A 14,996-nucleotide genomic window follows, 5' to 3' on the forward strand; every position below is an offset into this window, starting at 1 on the left:
CGCACGTGCGGGACGCCCCTCTCGCTGTCCTCGACGCCTGTCTCCGCCGGCGTCTGTCCCTACCGCACGCGGCCGACGGGTCAGTTGTGGCCGAAGCGTCGCTGATGCTTGCGCGCCACGTCGGACGGGCTGCCCTGGGCCTGCGCCTGCGGCTGATTCTGCGACTCGTACGCCGTCGACTTGGCCTGCTCCGCGCTGCGCTCCGACGCGGACGCGCGGTCGTGCTGGCTGCCCTGCTTGCGGTTCTTGTTCTTGGCCATGGTGAATGCCTCCTGTGGGGAATCCTGGGGGGCCAGGACCGCTGTCAGATTCACATAGCGCCGTAAACGCCGCATGTTGGATCATTACCGTGCGTAGTGGTTTCCGCAGTGGGGCCGGCCCCGCCGCCCTCGCCCGGCCTCTCAGCGCCTCGCGCGACGCGTCCCTCTTCGCTTCTCACCCTCCCCTCCCTCTTCCTTTCCGGATCCGCCACGCCGATGATCCAGTTCCGGCCGTTAACCCCCGCGCGGTCGGGCAGACTCGAAGGAAACCCTGGGTAAGCGGACCCGGTCATCGAGGAGCGGGCCGCTGAACCGTTCCCGAATTCGGAAGAGGGTGGAACGCGTGGACCGTTGCGTCGTCCTGGTGGACGCCGGCTACTTGCTGGGCGCAGCCGCGAGTCTGCTGGCCGGAGAGCCCGCCCGTTCCCGCATCACCGTCGACCACGCGGCCCTCATCCAGGGGCTGCGCGAGCGTGCCGAAGCCGACACCCAACAGCCCCTGCTGCGCATCTACTGGTTCGACGGCGCCCCCGACCGGGTGCCCCAGCCCGAGCACCGCCGGCTCCGCGTGATGCCCCGTGTGACCGTCCGGCTCGGCGCCCTGACCCGCAGCGACGGACGCTGGGCGCAGAAGGGCGTCGACGCCGCCATGCACGCCGAGCTGACCGAACTGGCCAGGAACCGGGCCTGCTCCGACATCGTCCTGGTGACCGGTGACGGCGATCTGCTGCCCGGCCTGATGTCCGCCAAGGAACACGGGGTCGCCGTCCACCTCTGGGCCGTCCAGGCAGCCGACGGCGACTACAACCAGTCCGAGGACCTCGTCGCCGAGGCCGACGAACGACGGGTCCTGGACCGGGTCTGGATCACCAAGGCCGTACGCGCCAAGGACCTCGGCGGCACCTGCGCCCCGCCGCCCGTCCCGCGCCCCGAGATCGCCGCGATCCTCTCCGCACCGCTGCCGGAGGCGGCCCTCGCCGCCTCCGCCGAACGCGCCTCCGAGGCCCAGGCCGCCGCGGCCCGGAGCGGCGCCGCCGCCCCCGCCGAGAACGCCGCCGCTTCGACGTCCGACACCTCGTCCGCCCCCGGACACAAGACCGTCCCCACCCCCAAGGACCTGGCCGCGCTGCGCGCCCACGCCACCCACCCGGACCGCCAGCACCCGCCCCAGCCCGCCAACGCCACGCTGCGCTGGTCCTCCGACAAGGGCTGGGTGGAGCGCGGCGGGCCCCTGGGCGAGCCGGCGGAGACCGCGTCCCTGCCGACCCTCGCCCAGGTCACCAGCGCCGAACAGCGCTGGGCGGACCGGGAGGAGGACATCACCACCGTCGGCGGCGACCCCTTCGAGGTGGGCCAGGTCTTCGCCCGCCGCTGGATGGAGCGCCTGCCGGAAACCGTCCACCTGCAGAAACTCTCCACCATGTACCCGCGCATCCCGCACCGGATCGACGGCGAACTGCTGCGGTACGCGGCCCGCTTCGGGCTCCTCGCCCACAAGGACGACCAGATCGACGAGCACGACCGCTACGCGATCCGGGCCGGCTTCTGGCGGGAGATCGACGTGCGGGCCGCCGCGGAGCACGTACCGGCGGGGGAGTAGCCGTCCCGCCCCGTTCCCGTGCCGTCCGGCGACGCGGGGTGGCCCCGGACGTGAACCGGGGCAGGTGACCCCGTACCCTCATACCTCGTGAGTACGGGCACTGCACAGGCGCAGCGGGACACCGGCACCGTGTGCGCGGTACGTGATCTGGTCAAGACCTATCCCGCCGTCCGAGGCCGCCGGGGCGCCCCCGCGACGCCCGAGATCCGCGCCACCGACAGCATCAGTCTGGACGTCGAGCGCGGCGAGATCTTCGGACTGCTCGGCCCCAACGGCGCCGGCAAGTCCACCCTGGTCCGCCAGCTCACCGGGCTGATGCGGCCCGACTCCGGCAGCGTCGAGGTGCTGGGCCACGACCTCGTACGCCACCCCGAGCGGGCCTCCCGGCTGATCGGCTACCTCGGGCAGGAGTCCACCGCCCTCGACGAACTGACCGTCTCGCTCGCCGCCGAGACCACCGGACGGCTGCGCGGTCTCGCCGTCCGCGACGCGCGCGCCGAGCGCGACGCGGTCCTGGAAGAGCTGGGCCTCACCGCGATCGCCGGGCGGCCCCTGAAGAAGCTCTCGGGCGGTCAGCGGCGGCTCGCCTGCTTCGCCGCCACCCTGGTCGGCGACCGGCCCGTCCTCGTCCTCGACGAACCGACCACCGGAATGGACCCGGTCGCCCGCCGCGCCGTCTGGGCCGCCGTCGACCGCCGCCGGGCGGAGCGCGGGGCCACCGTCCTGCTGGTCACCCACAACGTGATCGAGGCCGAGACCGTCCTCGACCGGGTCGCCGTCCTCGAACGCGGCCGGGTCATCGCCTGCGACACCCCCGCCGGGCTCAAGGAGCAGGTCGCCGGGGAGGTGCGCGTCGAGCTGGTGTGGCGTGAACGGGCCCCGCTGGACGTCCCCGAGGTGGCGGCCCTGCGGCCGTCCGCCCAGGAGTCCGGGCGGCGCTGGGTGCTGCGGCTCGGGCCGGACGAGGCACGGGCAGCGGTCGCCGCGGTGACGGGCGGCGCGGCCTTCGCCGCGCTCGACGATTTCACCCTGGCCACGCCCAGCCTGGAGGATGTCTATCTCGCGCTCGGGGGAGACGCGGCCAATGCGACCAAGGGGCTGGTCAAGGCGTGATCGGCGTGATCGGCATGAGAGACGGCGTGGGCAGCGTGAACGCGGTGAACGCGATGGATGCAGGTGGCAGTTCGGACGTGTCTCAGGGGGGCAGCCGCAGGTGACGAGCATCATTCCGGCCAGGACCGCACCGCCGAGCGTCCGGTCCGCGCCCGGCACCTCTCCTACGGGCCCCGCCCGTACCGTCGCCGCGCCTCTCGCGCCGCGCGCCCGGCTGCTGCCGTCGCTGGCCGCCGTCTACCGCGCCCAGCTCTCCCGGGCGCGCGTCGCCCGGATCCCGCTGCTCTTCGTGGCGACCTTCCAGTCCGTCGGGATCATGGTCCTGATGCGGGGCGTCGTCGACGGCGGTGCGGAGGCCCGCGCGGTGGTCGCGGGATCCAGCGTCCTGGTCGTCGCGTTCGTCGCGCTCAACCTGCTCGCCCAGTACTTCGGGCAGCTGCGGGCGAGCGGCGGGCTCGACCACTACGCCACCCTGCCGGTGCCGCCCGCCGCGGTGGTGCTCGGCACGGCCGCCGCCTATGCATCCTTCACCGTGCCCGGCACGGTCTTCACGGCGATCACCGGCAGCGTGCTGTTCCAGCTGCCGATGACCCATCTCTGGGTCCTGGTGGCCGTCGTCCCGCTCTCCGGCGCGGCCCTGGCCGGTCTCGGCGCCGCCCTGGGGCTGCTCGCCCCGCGGCCGGAGCTGGCGACCCTGCTGGGCCAGCTGGGGATGTCGGCCGCCCTGCTGCTCGGGGTGCTGCCGGCCGACCGGCTGCCTACGCCGGTGGGGTGGGCGCGTGACCTGCTGCCCTCGACGTACGGGGTCGAGGCGCTGGCCCGGTCCTTCGACGCCCGCCCGGACTGGGGGCTCATCGCGTTCTTCCTGGCGATCTGCGCGGCGGTGGGGGTTCTCTCGCTGGCCGTGGCGACGTGGGCGTACCGGCGGGCCGCCGTACGGTAGGGGCTCCTGGCGCTGGGCGGCGTGCCCGGCGCCCGGGTGCGGCATCCGGTGAGGCGCCTCACCGGATGGCCTGGCACGATGGCACGGTGACCGCACCTCTGACGCCGCCTCACCAGCCCGGCCCCCACGACCCGTGGCAGGCCCCGCCCTCGGGCTCCCACCCGGCACCCTCGGTGGGCGGCCCGGACCACCCGGATACGGCCACGGAGCTTCGTCAGGCCGCCGGCGTCCTTGTTCTGGTCGCGCTCGCGGGCATCGTGCTCGGGCTGCTGTGGCTGTGGCTCGCGCCGCGTGTGCCGCTGATCTCCGACGACACGGCCGTCTTCCTCAAGAACAGCGAGGGCGAGGAGGCGATCGGGGCGGACGGAACGTTCGTCCTGCTGGCCCTCGGCTTCGGCGCGCTCTCGGCCGCCGCCGTCTTCTGGCGGCTGCGTCGCGGAGGCGTCCTCGTGGTCGTGGGGCTGGCACTGGGCGCCCTGCTCGCCTCGCTGGTGGCGTGGCGGGTCGGCATCTGGCTGGGACCGTCGTCCGACGTGGTGGCGCGGGCCCGGGAGGCCGGCCAGGGCGTGACGTTCGACGCGCCGCTGGAGCTGCACTCGGTGGGGGTGGCGGTGCTGGCGTGGCCGTTCGCGGCGATGGGGATCCATCTGCTGCTCACGGCGGCGTTCGGGCCGCGGGATGTGGAGCCGGGGTGGTCGGGGTACGGGTCGTACTACGACGGGCCCGTGCAGGGGCCCCTGGCGGGGCCGGGGTCCGGGCCCCCGTCGTCGCCCGCCGGTGGCGGTGGGGCGGCCTAGAGTCGCCTGCGGCGGGCTGTTCCCCACCCCGCCCCTTCCCGAAACCGGGGCGCTGCCCCGGACCCCGCTCCTCAATCGCCGGAGGGGCTGGAAATGTGGGGCGCTGCCCCGGACCCCGCTCCTTGAGGAGAAGCAGAGGCGCTAGGCGCTCCGCGCGATCTCCGCGAACACCGCCCCCGTCAGCTCCGCCAGATCCGTCGCCGCCAGTTCCACCTCCAGGCCCCGGCGGCCCGCCGACACGCAGATCGTGGTGTGGGCGCGCGCCGAAGCGTCCAGCACCGTGCGCAGGCGCTTGCGCTGGCCCAGGGGGGAGATGCCGCCGCGTACGTAGCCCGTGGTGCGTTCCGCGGCGGCCGGGTCCGCCATCGCGGCGCGTTTGCCGCCCACCGCGGAGGCCAGGGCCTTGAGGTCCAGGGAGCCGGCCACCGGGACCACCGCGACCGTCAGGGCGCCGTCCACCTCCGCCACCAGGGTCTTGAAGACCCGGTCGGGGGAGACGCCCAGGGCCTCGGCCGCCTCCTCGCCGTAGGACGGGCTCGCCGGGTCGTGGTCGTAGGCGTGGACCGTGAAGGCCGTGCCCGCCGCGGTCAGGGCGACCGTGGCCGGGGTGCCGCCCGACTGCTGCTTCTTGGGTTTCTTCGCCACCGGGCGCCGGTCCTCGTCAGTTGGGGTGGGTGGGGGCCCTGGTCAGGTCGGTCGCGGGCAGCGAGGGCAGGTAGCGGATGACCGCGGTCTCCTTGCGCAGCAGCGTCAGCTCCTCGCGCAGCCGGGTCGCCGTGTCCGGGGCCTGGAGCAGGCGCTGCTTGGTGGGGACGTCCAGGACCGTCGCCGCCGCGACCAGGTAGGAGATCACGGACGGGTCGTCGGGGAGCTCGGAGCCGGTCGCCAGCGACCGTTCGCTCGCCCCGGCCAGCCGCTTCTGGTAGGCGCGGAAGGCCCGCAGGACGCCCTCGCCGAGCGCTCCCGCCTCGTCCCCCTCGTCCTCGCCCGGCGGTTCCTCGGCCACCTCCTCGACCTCGGCGGTCAGATACGGGCCGCTCGCCTCGACGGACAGCAGCCTGACCCGGGTGGTGCCGGTGGCCAGGACCTCGAAGCTGCCGTCGGCGCGCTCGCGGATCGTCGCCGCGTCGGCGACGCAGCCCACCCGGTGGAAGGTCTGGATCGGGTCGGGGCCGAAGCCCTCCGCCGGGGCGCGTTCGGGGGGAGGGGCGGCCGCGACGGTGTCCGGCATGCCGGTGGCCGTCGGGGCGGTCTCGCGGCCGTCGCGGATCGCGACCACGACGAAGCGGCGAGGTTCGTCCTCGTCGCTCTTCAGCAGTTCCCGCATCATGGCGCGATATCGCTCTTCGAAGACGTTGAGCGGCAGCACCAGGCCGGGGAACAGCACCGCGTTGAGCGGGAAAAGGGGAAGGCGGGCGGTGGTCACAACGCTCAAGCGTAATGGCCCCGGGGGCGGCCGTGGTCGGCCCGGTCGCGCAAGGGGGGCAGCGAGGCCGCCTGGAGCCGTGCGCCGTCCCGCGCGTCCAGGAACCGGCCGAGCGCGTCCTCGGACACGGACGACCACGGGAACGACGTCGCGTGCAGGCCGATCAGGTTGAACTGGTGCAGCGCCTCCGCCCAGCGCCCCCGGGCGAGCAGCACGTACGCGAGGAGGTTGCGGACCTCGGCCGGCCAGGGATCGCCGGGCCGGTAGGCGGCGGAGAGCCTGATCGCCAGGTCGGCCGCCGCGTCGATCCGCTCCTCCAGTACGGAGGTGGTGCGGCCCGCCGCCTGGGTGTCCAGGAGCAGCGCGAAGGCCGCCCGGGCGGGGAGGGCCTGCACCAGGGAGTCGGGCAGCGCGTCCTCGGCGGCCTGCTCGGCGAAGTCGAAGCATTCCCGGTGCGAGCCGTACCAGGCGGCGGAGAGGTAGCGCAGGGCCGCCACATGGCAGCCGTAGTGGTGCGCGGAGCGCCGTACGGCCTGCTCCCACAGCGCTTCGAAGGCGGTGTGCGTGGCGTGGGTGCCGCGCGCGTGGTCCAGGGCGAGCCGCCACGGCACGGGGTCGCGCGGGTCCGCGTCGGCGGCGGCGGTGATCAGCGGGCCGACCTCGCGGAGCCGTTCCGCGCGGGCGGGCGACTCCCAGGCCCGGCGGACCGACAGCTCCGCCTTGACCAGCAGCGCGTCCGGGTCGCGCGGGGCGGCGGCCAGCCAGTCGACGAGCCAGCCGTCCCGGCCGCGGGCGAAGGCGACGAGCCGGCCGAGGTAGCGGTCCCGGTTCTCCCAGTCGGCGGCGGACCGGGTGGTGGCGAGCAGCTCGGCGGCGGGTTCGTAGTCGCCCAGGGCAGCGGCGACCAGCGCGGGAGAGAGCCGCTCGTCCGGGGCGTCGAGCAGCACCGCGTCATCCGCGGACAGTCCGGCGGACAGCGGAGGGCTGTGCCGGATCATGCGCGCGGTACTGAGCAGAGCGCGAAGGAAGGCCATGGTGCAGACCATTGAAAAGCGCTGGTGAGGGCCGCGCCAGGGGTGTGCTGTGAAGCTTCTGTGCCGAGTGAATGGGTTGTATCGGACCGGGTCAAGAAAGGGCAAAGGAAATGTCCTCCGCTGGCTTGATCGCACCCTCTCGTGACGCTCGCTCCTCCCTCCGGTCACGGGGCGCGGGCGGTCGGGCCCCCTGGCCCCGACCGCCCGCAACCTGCCGAAGAGCCCTCCGCGGTCAGCCCCTGCGCAGCATCCGGGACGCCCCCGCCGCCACCGTGGTGGCCAGAACCCACCCCACCAACACCAGACCTGCCGCGGCCCACTGCCAGGCGTCCTCCATCCGCCAGTAGCCGTCCTGCCCGAGGTTGATCACCGGGATCAGCAGATCCAGCGCGTACAGGGCGGGGTTCCACTGCGGATGCTCCTCGCCCTTGATGGAGGGCGGAACGTGCTGCGCGAACGCCGCCGTGCCCGCCGCCCACAGCACCGCCATCCACACCGCGGCCCGCCCCGGCCGGTAGCCGTACGCCACCGTCCAGTCCTGGAGGTAGCCCCACGCCTTCGCGGCGGGCGGCAGCGTCTCGCGGCGGCGGCGCTGCTTGGCCAGCAACACCTCGCGCGCGTCCGCGTCCTCGCCGCAACTGCGCATCACCGTGGCCAGCCGCTCGTACGGCTCGGGGACGTACTCCGGCGTCGCGGCCTGCACCCACTCCAGCCGCCGGGAGAGCGGGAAGTGGCCGTAGGGGACGAGGTTCTCGTAGACGAAGCCGCCCATCGCCAGACCGCCCGGGCCCGGCCAGCTCGTCGACAGGTCGATCAGCGTCACCACCTTCGCGCCGTTCAGCACGACGCGGCCCTCCTCCGGGCGCTCCGCGTTGAACCGGAGCTCCGGCGTCACGATCCGGCGCAGCGACAGCTCCTCCTGCCGGGTCATGGTGAACCGGGCCTTGTGCAGGTCCACCGCGTCCCCGAACCGCCCGTCGTCCAGGCGCACCCCGCCCCGGCACTCGAAGATCTGCGAGCGGGTGCCGCGCGCCGGCGTCGGGGCGTAGACCACGCCGTACGGGGGAGTGGTGCCCTGGTTCCCCGTGTCGACGCTCACCCACGCCTCGGTCATGTAGAGCGTGCGCTCCACCGTCAGCTGTGGGGCGTTCAACGCGCGACGGTCCTCCGCGGCGCGCAGCCGGCTGCCGCGCAGGCTCAGCGAACCGCCCACCTTCGCCCCGCGCAGGCTCAGCTCGCCGAGCGTCTCGATCATCTCGGCCTGGAGGTCCTGGGCGACCGCCATGCCGTCCCCGACGATGGCCCGCCCGTGCCGGTCCGGGCCGACGCTGAGCTGGTTGATCAGCAGATCCGTGCCGATCTGGGCGTCGGTCAGCCGGATGCCCCGGTCGATCCGGCAGCGCGGCAGATGCAGGTCGCCCTCCGTGCGCAGCCGCGCGGCCTCCAGCCGGGGCAGCGCGCACCCCACCAGCCGCAGGGTCGTGAAGTGGCACTCGGGGAGCGACACCTCCTGCTCGAAGCGGCAGCCGGTCAGCTCCACGTACGGAGCCACCCGGCCGCCCGCCAGGTCCAGCTTTCCGGTGATCCGCACCCCCCGGAGCTTCAGCGCCGCCACCCGGCCGGGCCGGGCCGCCGGGCCGCTCAGCAGCAGCCGCGCCACCGTGCGCGCGCCGACGCTCCGCTCGGGCCCCCACAGCTGCGGGGCGAACGGGTCGTTGTGGGCCGGGTCGTAGCTGCGTAAGTCGTAGGTGGTCCCGTTGCGGAAGGACTGCCACATGCCCAGCTCCGCTGCGCTGAGGCCGTCCGGGATATCGCCTTCGTGCGGCTCGGTCACGGCCGCTCCCTCCGTGCACACATGCTGTAGTGCTGTTCTTCCCTCTGTGTGACGCCGTGAAAGCTAGCGGTCAGCAGTGACAGCCGGACATGGCCGAGACGCGTATCGGCCAGTGGTACGGGCGACCGGTATCAGCCAGTGATACGGGCGACCGGCCGCTCCGAGCGGTCTGAGAGAATTGCCGTGTGATCTCTCGAATCGATCTGCGCGGTGACGCCCTCCCCGAGGGCGCCGCCCTGCGCGACCTGCTGCCCCGTGCCGAGTTCGACGTGGAAGCCGCCCTGGAGACGGTGCGGCCCATCTGCGAGGACGTGCGCCATCGGGGCTCCGCGGCAGTGATCGACTGGGGCGAGAAGTTGGACGGTGTCCGGATCGAGTCGGTCCGGGTGCCCGCCGACGCCCTCTCGCGCGCTCTGGCGGAGCTGGATCCGGCCGTCCGGGCAGCACTTGAGGAGTCGATCCGCCGCGCCCGCCTCGTCCACCGCGAACAGCGCCGCACCACGCACACCACCCAGGTCGTTCCCGGCGGCACCGTCACCGAGAAGTGGGTGCCCGTCGAGCGCGTCGGGCTCTACGTCCCCGGCGGCCGCTCGGTCTACCCGTCCTCCGTCGTGATGAACGTCGTCCCGGCCCAGGAGGCGGGCGTCGAGGGCATCGCCGTCGCCTCCCCGCCGCAGAAGGACTTCGGCGGGCTGCCGCACCCCACGATCCTCGCCGCCTGCGCCCTGCTCGGCGTCGACGAGGTGTACGCCGCCGGCGGCTCCCAGGCCGTCGCGATGTTCGCGTACGGCACCGAGGACTGCCTTCCGGTCAACCTGGTCACCGGCCCCGGCAACATCTACGTCGCCGCCGCCAAGCGCCTCCTCAAGGGCCGTATCGGCATCGACGCCGAGGCCGGGCCCACCGAGATCGCGATCCTCGCCGACGCCACCGCCGACCCGGCGCACGTGGCCGCCGACCTGATCAGCCAGGCCGAGCACGACCCGATGGCCGCCGCCGTCCTGGTCACCGACTCCGAGGAGCTGGCCGCCGCCACCGAGGCCGAGCTGGCCCCCCAGGTCGCCGCCACCAAGCACATCAAGGACCGCGTCGAGCCCGCCCTCGCCGGCCGCCAGTCCGCCATCGTCCTGGTCTCCTCCATCGAGGACGGCCTCAAGGTCGTCGACGCGTACGGCGCCGAGCACCTGGAGATCCAGACCGCCGACGCGGCCGCCGTCGCCGACCGGGTCCGCAACGCCGGAGCGATCTTCGTCGGCCCCTTCTCGCCGGTCTCGCTCGGCGACTACTGCGCCGGCTCCAACCACGTCCTGCCCACCGGTGGCTGCGCCTGCCACTCCTCGGGCCTGTCCGTGCAGTCCTTCCTGCGCGGCATCCACATCGTCGACTACAGCCGCGACGCGCTCGCCGAGGTCACCCACCACGTCGTGACCCTCGCCGAGGCGGAGGACCTCCCCGCCCACGGCGCCGCCCTGAAGGCACGGTTCGGCTGGAAGGTTCCGCAGCAGTGACGAACAACCCCGCGCCCGGCAACCCCTGGGACGAGCTCCCCATCCGCGACGAACTGCGCGGCCAGTCCCCGTACGGAGCACCCCAGCTCGACGTCCCCGTACGCCTCAACACCAACGAGAACCCGTACCCGCTCCCCGAGGCACTGGTCGACCGGATCGCCGAGCGGGTCCGCGAGGCCGCCCGCGGCCTCAACCGCTACCCCGACCGGGACGCCGTCGAGCTCCGCACCGAGCTGGCCTGCTATCTGACCCGCACCGCCGGGCACGAGGTCGGCACGGCCAACGTGTGGGCCGCCAACGGCTCCAACGAGGTCCTCCAGCAGCTGCTCCAGACCTTCGGCGGGCCGGGCCGCACCGCGATCGGCTTCGAACCCTCGTACTCCATGCACGCCCTGATCTCCCGCGGCACCGGCACCGGCTGGATCTCCGGGCCGCGCAACGAGGACTTCACCATCGATGTGGACGCCGCCCGCGCCGCCATCGCCGAGCACCGGCCCGAGGTCGTCTTCATCACCTCGCCCAACAACCCCACCGGCACCGCCGTCGACGCGGAGACCGTCCTCGCCCTGTACGACGCCGCCCAGGCCGCCGGCCCCTCGGTGGTCGTCGTCGACGAGGCCTACGGAGAGTTCAGCCACCACCCCTCGCTGCTCCCGCTGATCGAGGGCCGCCGCAACCTGGTCCTCTCGCGGACCATGTCCAAGGCGTTCGGCGCGGCCGGGCTCCGGCTCGGCTACCTCGCCGCCGACCCGGCCGTGGTCGACGCGGTCCAGCTGGTGCGGCTGCCGTACCACCTCTCCTCCGTCACCCAGGCCACCGCGCTCGCCGCCCTGGAGCACACCGATACGCTGCTGGGATACGTCGCGCAGCTCAAGAGCGAGCGCGACCGGCTGGTGGCCGAGCTGCGCGCCACCGGTTACGAGGTCACCGACTCGGACGCCAACTTCGTCCAGTTCGGCCGCTTCGACGACAGCCACGCCGTCTGGCAGCAGATCCTCGACCGGGGCGTCCTGGTCCGGGACAACGGCGTACCGGGGTGGCTGCGGGTCACCGCGGGCACCCCGGCAGAGAACGACGCGTTCCTCGATGCGGTACGCGAACTCAAGAAGGAGCACGACGCATGAGCCCCCGCGTAGGCCGCGTGGAACGCACCACGAAGGAAACGTCCGTGCTCGTCGAGATCAACCTCGACGGCACCGGCAAGGTCGATGTCGCCACCGGGGTCGGCTTCTACGACCACATGCTCGACCAGCTCGGCCGCCACGGCCTCTTCGACCTCACGGTCAAGACCGAGGGCGACCTGCACATCGACAGCCACCACACCATCGAGGACACCGCGCTCGCGCTCGGCGCCGCCTTCAAGCAGGCCCTCGGCGACAAGGTCGGCATCTACCGCTTCGGCAACTGCACCGTCCCGCTGGACGAGTCGCTCGCCCAGGTCACCGTCGACCTCTCGGGCCGCCCCTATCTCGTGCACACCGAGCCCGAGAAGATGGCGCCGATGATCGGCGAGTACGACACGACGATGACCCGGCACATCCTGGAGTCCTTCGTCGCCCAGGCGCAGATCGCCCTGCACGTCCACGTGCCGTACGGGCGCAACGCCCACCACATCGTCGAGTGCCAGTTCAAGGCGCTCGCCCGCGCCCTGCGGTACGCCAGCGAGCACGACCCGCGCGCCGCCGGAATCCTGCCCTCCACGAAGGGCGCCCTGTGACCGGCCTCAACACCATCCTGATCGTCGTCGGCCTCTTCCTGGCCGGCGGCGTCTACTCCTTCGCGAAGCAGGGGATGCCCAAGGGCGTCATCGTGCTGCTGTCGATCGGCTCCGTGATGTGCCTGGTGGCGGGCATCCTGCGGATCCAGGGACTGTGGGACTGAGAGGCACGCTGTGACTGACACCAAGAAGGTCGTCGTCTTCGACTACGGCTTCGGCAACGTCCGTTCCGCCGAGCGGGCCCTCGCCCACGTCGGCGCGGACGTCGAGATCACCCGCGACTACGACCGTGCGATGAACGCCGACGGGCTCCTCGTCCCCGGCGTCGGCGCGTTCTCCGCCTGCATGGACGGGCTCAAGCGGGCCCGCGGCGACTGGATCGTCGGCCGTCGGCTCTCCGGAGGCCGCCCCGTCATGGGCATCTGCGTCGGGATGCAGATCCTCTTCGAGCGCGGCATCGAGCACGGTGTGGAGACCGAGGGCCTGGACGAATGGCCCGGCACGGTCGGCCCCCTGAAGGCCGACGTCGTCCCGCACATGGGGTGGAACACCGTCGAGGCCCCCGAGGACTCCCGGCTCTTCGCGGGCCTGGACGCCGAAGCCCGGTACTACTTCGTGCACTCCTACGCGGCGCACGACTGGTCCCTCGAAGTGACCAACGCCAAGATCCGTGCCCCCAAGGTCACCTGGGCCACGCACGGCGAACGGTTCGTGGCCGCCGTGGAGAACGGCGCGCTGTGGGCCACCCAGTTCCACCCCGAGAAGTCCGGCGACGCCGGCGCCCAGCTGCTGACCAACTGGATCGAGACGCTGTAATGCCGAAGCTTGAACTGCTCCCCGCCGTCGACGTCCGCGACGGCCAGGCCGTCCGCCTCGTGCACGGCGAGTCCGGCTCCGAGACCTCCTACGGCTCCCCGCTGGAGGCCGCCCTCGCCTGGCAGCGCGCCGGCGCCGAGTGGCTGCACCTCGTCGACCTGGACGCCGCCTTCGGCACCGGCGACAACCGCGCCCTGATCGCCGAGGTCGCCGGGGCCATGGACATCAAGGTCGAGCTGTCCGGCGGCATCCGCGACGACGCCTCGCTCGCCGCCGCCCTCGCCACCGGCTGCCGCCGGGTCAACCTCGGCACCGCCGCCCTGGAGACCCCGGAGTGGGTCGCCAAGGTCATCGCCGAGCACGGCGACAAGATCGCCGTCGGCCTCGACGTCCGCGGCACCACCCTGCGCGGCCGGGGCTGGACCCGCGACGGCGGCGACCTCTACGAGACCCTCGCCCGCCTCGACGCCGAGGGCTGCGCCCGCTACGTCGTCACCGACATCGCCAAGGACGGCACCCTGGAGGGGCCGAATTTGGGCCTGCTGCGGGACGTCTGCGCGGCCACCGACCGCCCGGTCGTCGCCTCCGGCGGGGTCTCCTCGCTCGACGACCTCCGCGCGATCTCCCTCCTCGTCCCCGAGGGCGTCGAGGGCGCGATCGTCGGCAAGGCGCTGTACGCGAAGGCGTTCACGCTGGAAGAGGCCCTCAAGGCGGTCGCCGCATGACCGATTCGCCTGGGTCCACCGAAGCTTCCTCCGTACGCCGGATCTCCACCGGCGCGCCCTGGGAGGAGAAGTTCGGCTACTCGCGCGCCGTCGAGCTCCCCAACGGGCTCGTCCTGGTCGCCGGCTGCACCTCCGTGGTCAACGGCCAGATCTCCGCGGGCTCCCCGTACGAGCAGGCCGTCACCTCCTTCGACGTCGCGTTCGCCGCGCTGGAGCAGGTGGGCCTCACCCGCGAGGACGTCGTCCGCACCCGGATGTACCTCACACACGCCCGGGACGTGGAGGACATCGGGCGCGCCCACAAGGAGCTGTTCGACGCCGTGCGCCCCGCCGCCTCCATGATCATCGTGTCCGGTTTCGTGGACCCGGGCCTGGTCGTCGAGGTCGAGGTCGAGGCCTACCGGGGAGGCGCGAAGTGAGCCTCGCCGTACGGGTCATCCCCTGCCTGGACGTCGACAACGGCCGGGTCGTCAAGGGCGTCAACTTCCAGAATCTGCGCGACGCGGGCGATCCCGTCGAGATGGCCAAGCTGTACGACGCCGAGGGCGCCGACGAGCTGACGTTCCTCGACATCACCGCCTCCAGCGGCGACCGCGAGACGACGTACGACGTGGTCCGCCGCACCGCCGAGCAGGTCTTCATCCCGCTCACCGTCGGCGGCGGCGTCCGCACCCCCGACGACGTCGACAAGCTGCTGCGCGCCGGGGCCGACAAGGTCGGCGTCAACACCGCCGCCATCGCCCGCCCCGACCTCATCCGCGAGATCGCCGAACGGTTCGGACGCCAGGTCCTGGTGCTCTCCGTCGACGCCCGCCGCACCCCGGAGGGCACGTTCGAGGTCACCACGCACGGCGGCCGCAAGGGCACCGGCATCGACGCCGTCGAGTGGGCCCACCGGGCCGCCGAGCTGGGCGCCGGCGAGATCCTGCTCAACTCGATGGACGCCGACGGCACGAAGGACGGCTACGACACCGAGATGATCGAGGCGGTACGGGGGCACGTCACCGTCCCCGTCATCGCCTCCGGCGGCGCGGGCCGACTCGCCGACTTCGCCCCGGCGATCGAGGCGGGGGCCGACGCGGTGCTCGCCGCGTCCGTCTTCCACTTCGGTGACCTGCGGATCTCCGAGGTCAAGGGCGCCCTGCGGGAAGCGGGCCACCCGGTCCGCTGAGCCCTTGACGAGAACCGGCGGTGTCACCGGCCCACCCGAGGCCGGTGATACC

At 73.0% G+C, this 14,996-nt stretch carries 17 protein-coding genes; 12 read left to right on the forward strand and 5 right to left on the reverse strand.

The window, feature by feature from the left end:
• Window positions 1-80: 80 nt before the first annotated feature.
• A complete protein-coding gene (locus D581_RS0112205) occupies window positions 81-260 on the reverse strand; it encodes a hypothetical protein (protein ID WP_018957500.1) in 180 nt (59 codons plus the stop codon).
• 334 nt (window positions 261-594) lie between these two features.
• Here D581_RS0112205 and D581_RS0112210 point away from each other — a divergent pair, with 334 nt between their 5' ends.
• The 4 genes from D581_RS0112210 to D581_RS0112225 all read left to right on the forward strand — a co-directional run bounded on the left by D581_RS0112210 (window position 595) and on the right by D581_RS0112225 (window position 4,713).
• A complete protein-coding gene (locus D581_RS0112210; protein WP_018957501.1) occupies window positions 595-1,860 on the forward strand; it encodes an NYN domain-containing protein in 1,266 nt (421 codons plus the stop codon).
• A 129-nt stretch (window positions 1,861-1,989) separates the two neighbouring features.
• Complete coding sequence (locus D581_RS0112215; protein ID WP_026290447.1) at window positions 1,990-2,973, forward strand: ABC transporter ATP-binding protein; 984 nt, start codon at window positions 1,990-1,992, stop codon at window positions 2,971-2,973.
• Window positions 2,974-3,073: 100 nt separating this feature from the next.
• A complete protein-coding gene (locus D581_RS0112220) occupies window positions 3,074-3,916 on the forward strand; it encodes an ABC transporter permease (protein ID WP_018957503.1) in 843 nt (280 codons plus the stop codon).
• 65 nt (window positions 3,917-3,981) lie between these two features.
• Complete coding sequence (locus D581_RS0112225; RefSeq protein WP_018957504.1) at window positions 3,982-4,713, forward strand: hypothetical protein; 732 nt, start codon at window positions 3,982-3,984, stop codon at window positions 4,711-4,713.
• 141 nt (window positions 4,714-4,854) lie between these two features.
• Here the strand turns inward: D581_RS0112225 and ybaK are convergent, their stop codons facing one another.
• The 4 genes from ybaK to D581_RS0112245 form a co-directional block, all read right to left on the reverse strand.
• On the reverse strand, window positions 4,855-5,358 hold the full coding sequence (gene ybaK / locus D581_RS0112230; RefSeq protein ID WP_018957505.1) for a Cys-tRNA(Pro) deacylase: 504 nt from the start codon (window positions 5,356-5,358) through the stop codon (window positions 4,855-4,857).
• Between the two features lie 16 nt (window positions 5,359-5,374).
• Window positions 5,375-6,139 (reverse strand): LON peptidase substrate-binding domain-containing protein, encoded by a 765-nt coding sequence (locus tag D581_RS0112235; RefSeq protein WP_018957506.1) that lies wholly within the window; start codon window positions 6,137-6,139, stop codon window positions 5,375-5,377.
• Window positions 6,140-6,144: 5 nt separating this feature from the next.
• Entirely contained in the window at window positions 6,145-7,185 is a 1,041-nt protein-coding gene (locus D581_RS0112240; RefSeq protein ID WP_026290448.1) for a hypothetical protein, read from the reverse strand.
• 220 nt (window positions 7,186-7,405) lie between these two features.
• On the reverse strand, window positions 7,406-9,007 hold the full coding sequence (locus tag D581_RS0112245) for a hypothetical protein (protein ID WP_018957508.1): 1,602 nt from the start codon (window positions 9,005-9,007) through the stop codon (window positions 7,406-7,408).
• 185 nt (window positions 9,008-9,192) lie between these two features.
• Between D581_RS0112245 and hisD the strand changes: the two genes are divergently transcribed.
• The 8 genes from hisD to hisF are packed head-to-tail and all read left to right on the forward strand — an operon-like array spanning window position 9,193 to window position 14,944.
• On the forward strand, window positions 9,193-10,515 hold the full coding sequence (gene hisD / locus D581_RS0112250; RefSeq protein WP_018957509.1) for a histidinol dehydrogenase: 1,323 nt from the start codon (window positions 9,193-9,195) through the stop codon (window positions 10,513-10,515).
• Complete coding sequence (locus D581_RS0112255) at window positions 10,512-11,639, forward strand: histidinol-phosphate transaminase (protein ID WP_018957510.1); 1,128 nt, start codon at window positions 10,512-10,514, stop codon at window positions 11,637-11,639. The genes hisD and D581_RS0112255 overlap by 4 nt, the downstream gene beginning before the upstream one ends.
• A complete protein-coding gene (hisB, locus tag D581_RS0112260) occupies window positions 11,636-12,232 on the forward strand; it encodes an imidazoleglycerol-phosphate dehydratase HisB (protein WP_015607963.1) in 597 nt (198 codons plus the stop codon). The genes D581_RS0112255 and hisB overlap by 4 nt, the downstream gene beginning before the upstream one ends.
• On the forward strand, window positions 12,229-12,396 hold the full coding sequence (locus tag D581_RS1000000141615) for a hypothetical protein (RefSeq protein WP_003969742.1): 168 nt from the start codon (window positions 12,229-12,231) through the stop codon (window positions 12,394-12,396). Before hisB ends, D581_RS1000000141615 begins: the two co-directional genes overlap by 4 nt.
• 10 nt (window positions 12,397-12,406) lie before the next feature.
• Window positions 12,407-13,048 (forward strand): imidazole glycerol phosphate synthase subunit HisH, encoded by a 642-nt coding sequence (gene hisH, locus D581_RS0112270; protein ID WP_018957512.1) that lies wholly within the window; start codon window positions 12,407-12,409, stop codon window positions 13,046-13,048.
• Window positions 13,048-13,773: a bifunctional 1-(5-phosphoribosyl)-5-((5-phosphoribosylamino)methylideneamino)imidazole-4-carboxamide isomerase/phosphoribosylanthranilate isomerase PriA gene (priA, locus tag D581_RS0112275; RefSeq protein ID WP_018957513.1), complete on the forward strand. Its 726-nt coding sequence runs from the start codon at window positions 13,048-13,050 to the stop codon at window positions 13,771-13,773. Before hisH ends, priA begins: the two co-directional genes overlap by 1 nt.
• Window positions 13,770-14,192, forward strand: a complete 423-nt coding sequence (locus D581_RS0112280; protein WP_018957514.1) for a RidA family protein — start codon at window positions 13,770-13,772, stop codon at window positions 14,190-14,192. The genes priA and D581_RS0112280 overlap by 4 nt, the downstream gene beginning before the upstream one ends.
• On the forward strand, window positions 14,189-14,944 hold the full coding sequence (hisF, locus tag D581_RS0112285) for an imidazole glycerol phosphate synthase subunit HisF (RefSeq protein ID WP_018957515.1): 756 nt from the start codon (window positions 14,189-14,191) through the stop codon (window positions 14,942-14,944). Before D581_RS0112280 ends, hisF begins: the two co-directional genes overlap by 4 nt.
• Window positions 14,945-14,996: the final 52 nt, after the last annotated feature.

It is taken from the genome of Streptomyces sp. CNB091 (assembly GCF_000377965.1).

Bases quoted from the DNA above. Each gene is read 5' to 3' on its own strand.
- D581_RS0112205 (WP_018957500.1), bottom strand. From the start codon at position 260: ATGGCCAAGAACAAGAACCGCAAGCAGGGCAGCCAGCACGACCGCGCG.
- D581_RS0112240 (WP_026290448.1), bottom strand. From the start codon at position 7,185: ATGGTCTGCACCATGGCCTTCCTTCGCGCTCTGCTCAGTACCGCGCGC.
- D581_RS0112280 (WP_018957514.1), top strand. From the start codon at position 13,770: ATGACCGATTCGCCTGGGTCCACCGAAGCTTCCTCCGTACGCCGGATC.
- priA (WP_018957513.1), top strand. From the start codon at position 13,048: ATGCCGAAGCTTGAACTGCTCCCCGCCGTCGACGTCCGCGACGGCCAG.
- D581_RS0112225 (WP_018957504.1), top strand. From the start codon at position 3,982: ATGGCCTGGCACGATGGCACGGTGACCGCACCTCTGACGCCGCCTCAC.
- hisB (WP_015607963.1), top strand. From the start codon at position 11,636: ATGAGCCCCCGCGTAGGCCGCGTGGAACGCACCACGAAGGAAACGTCC.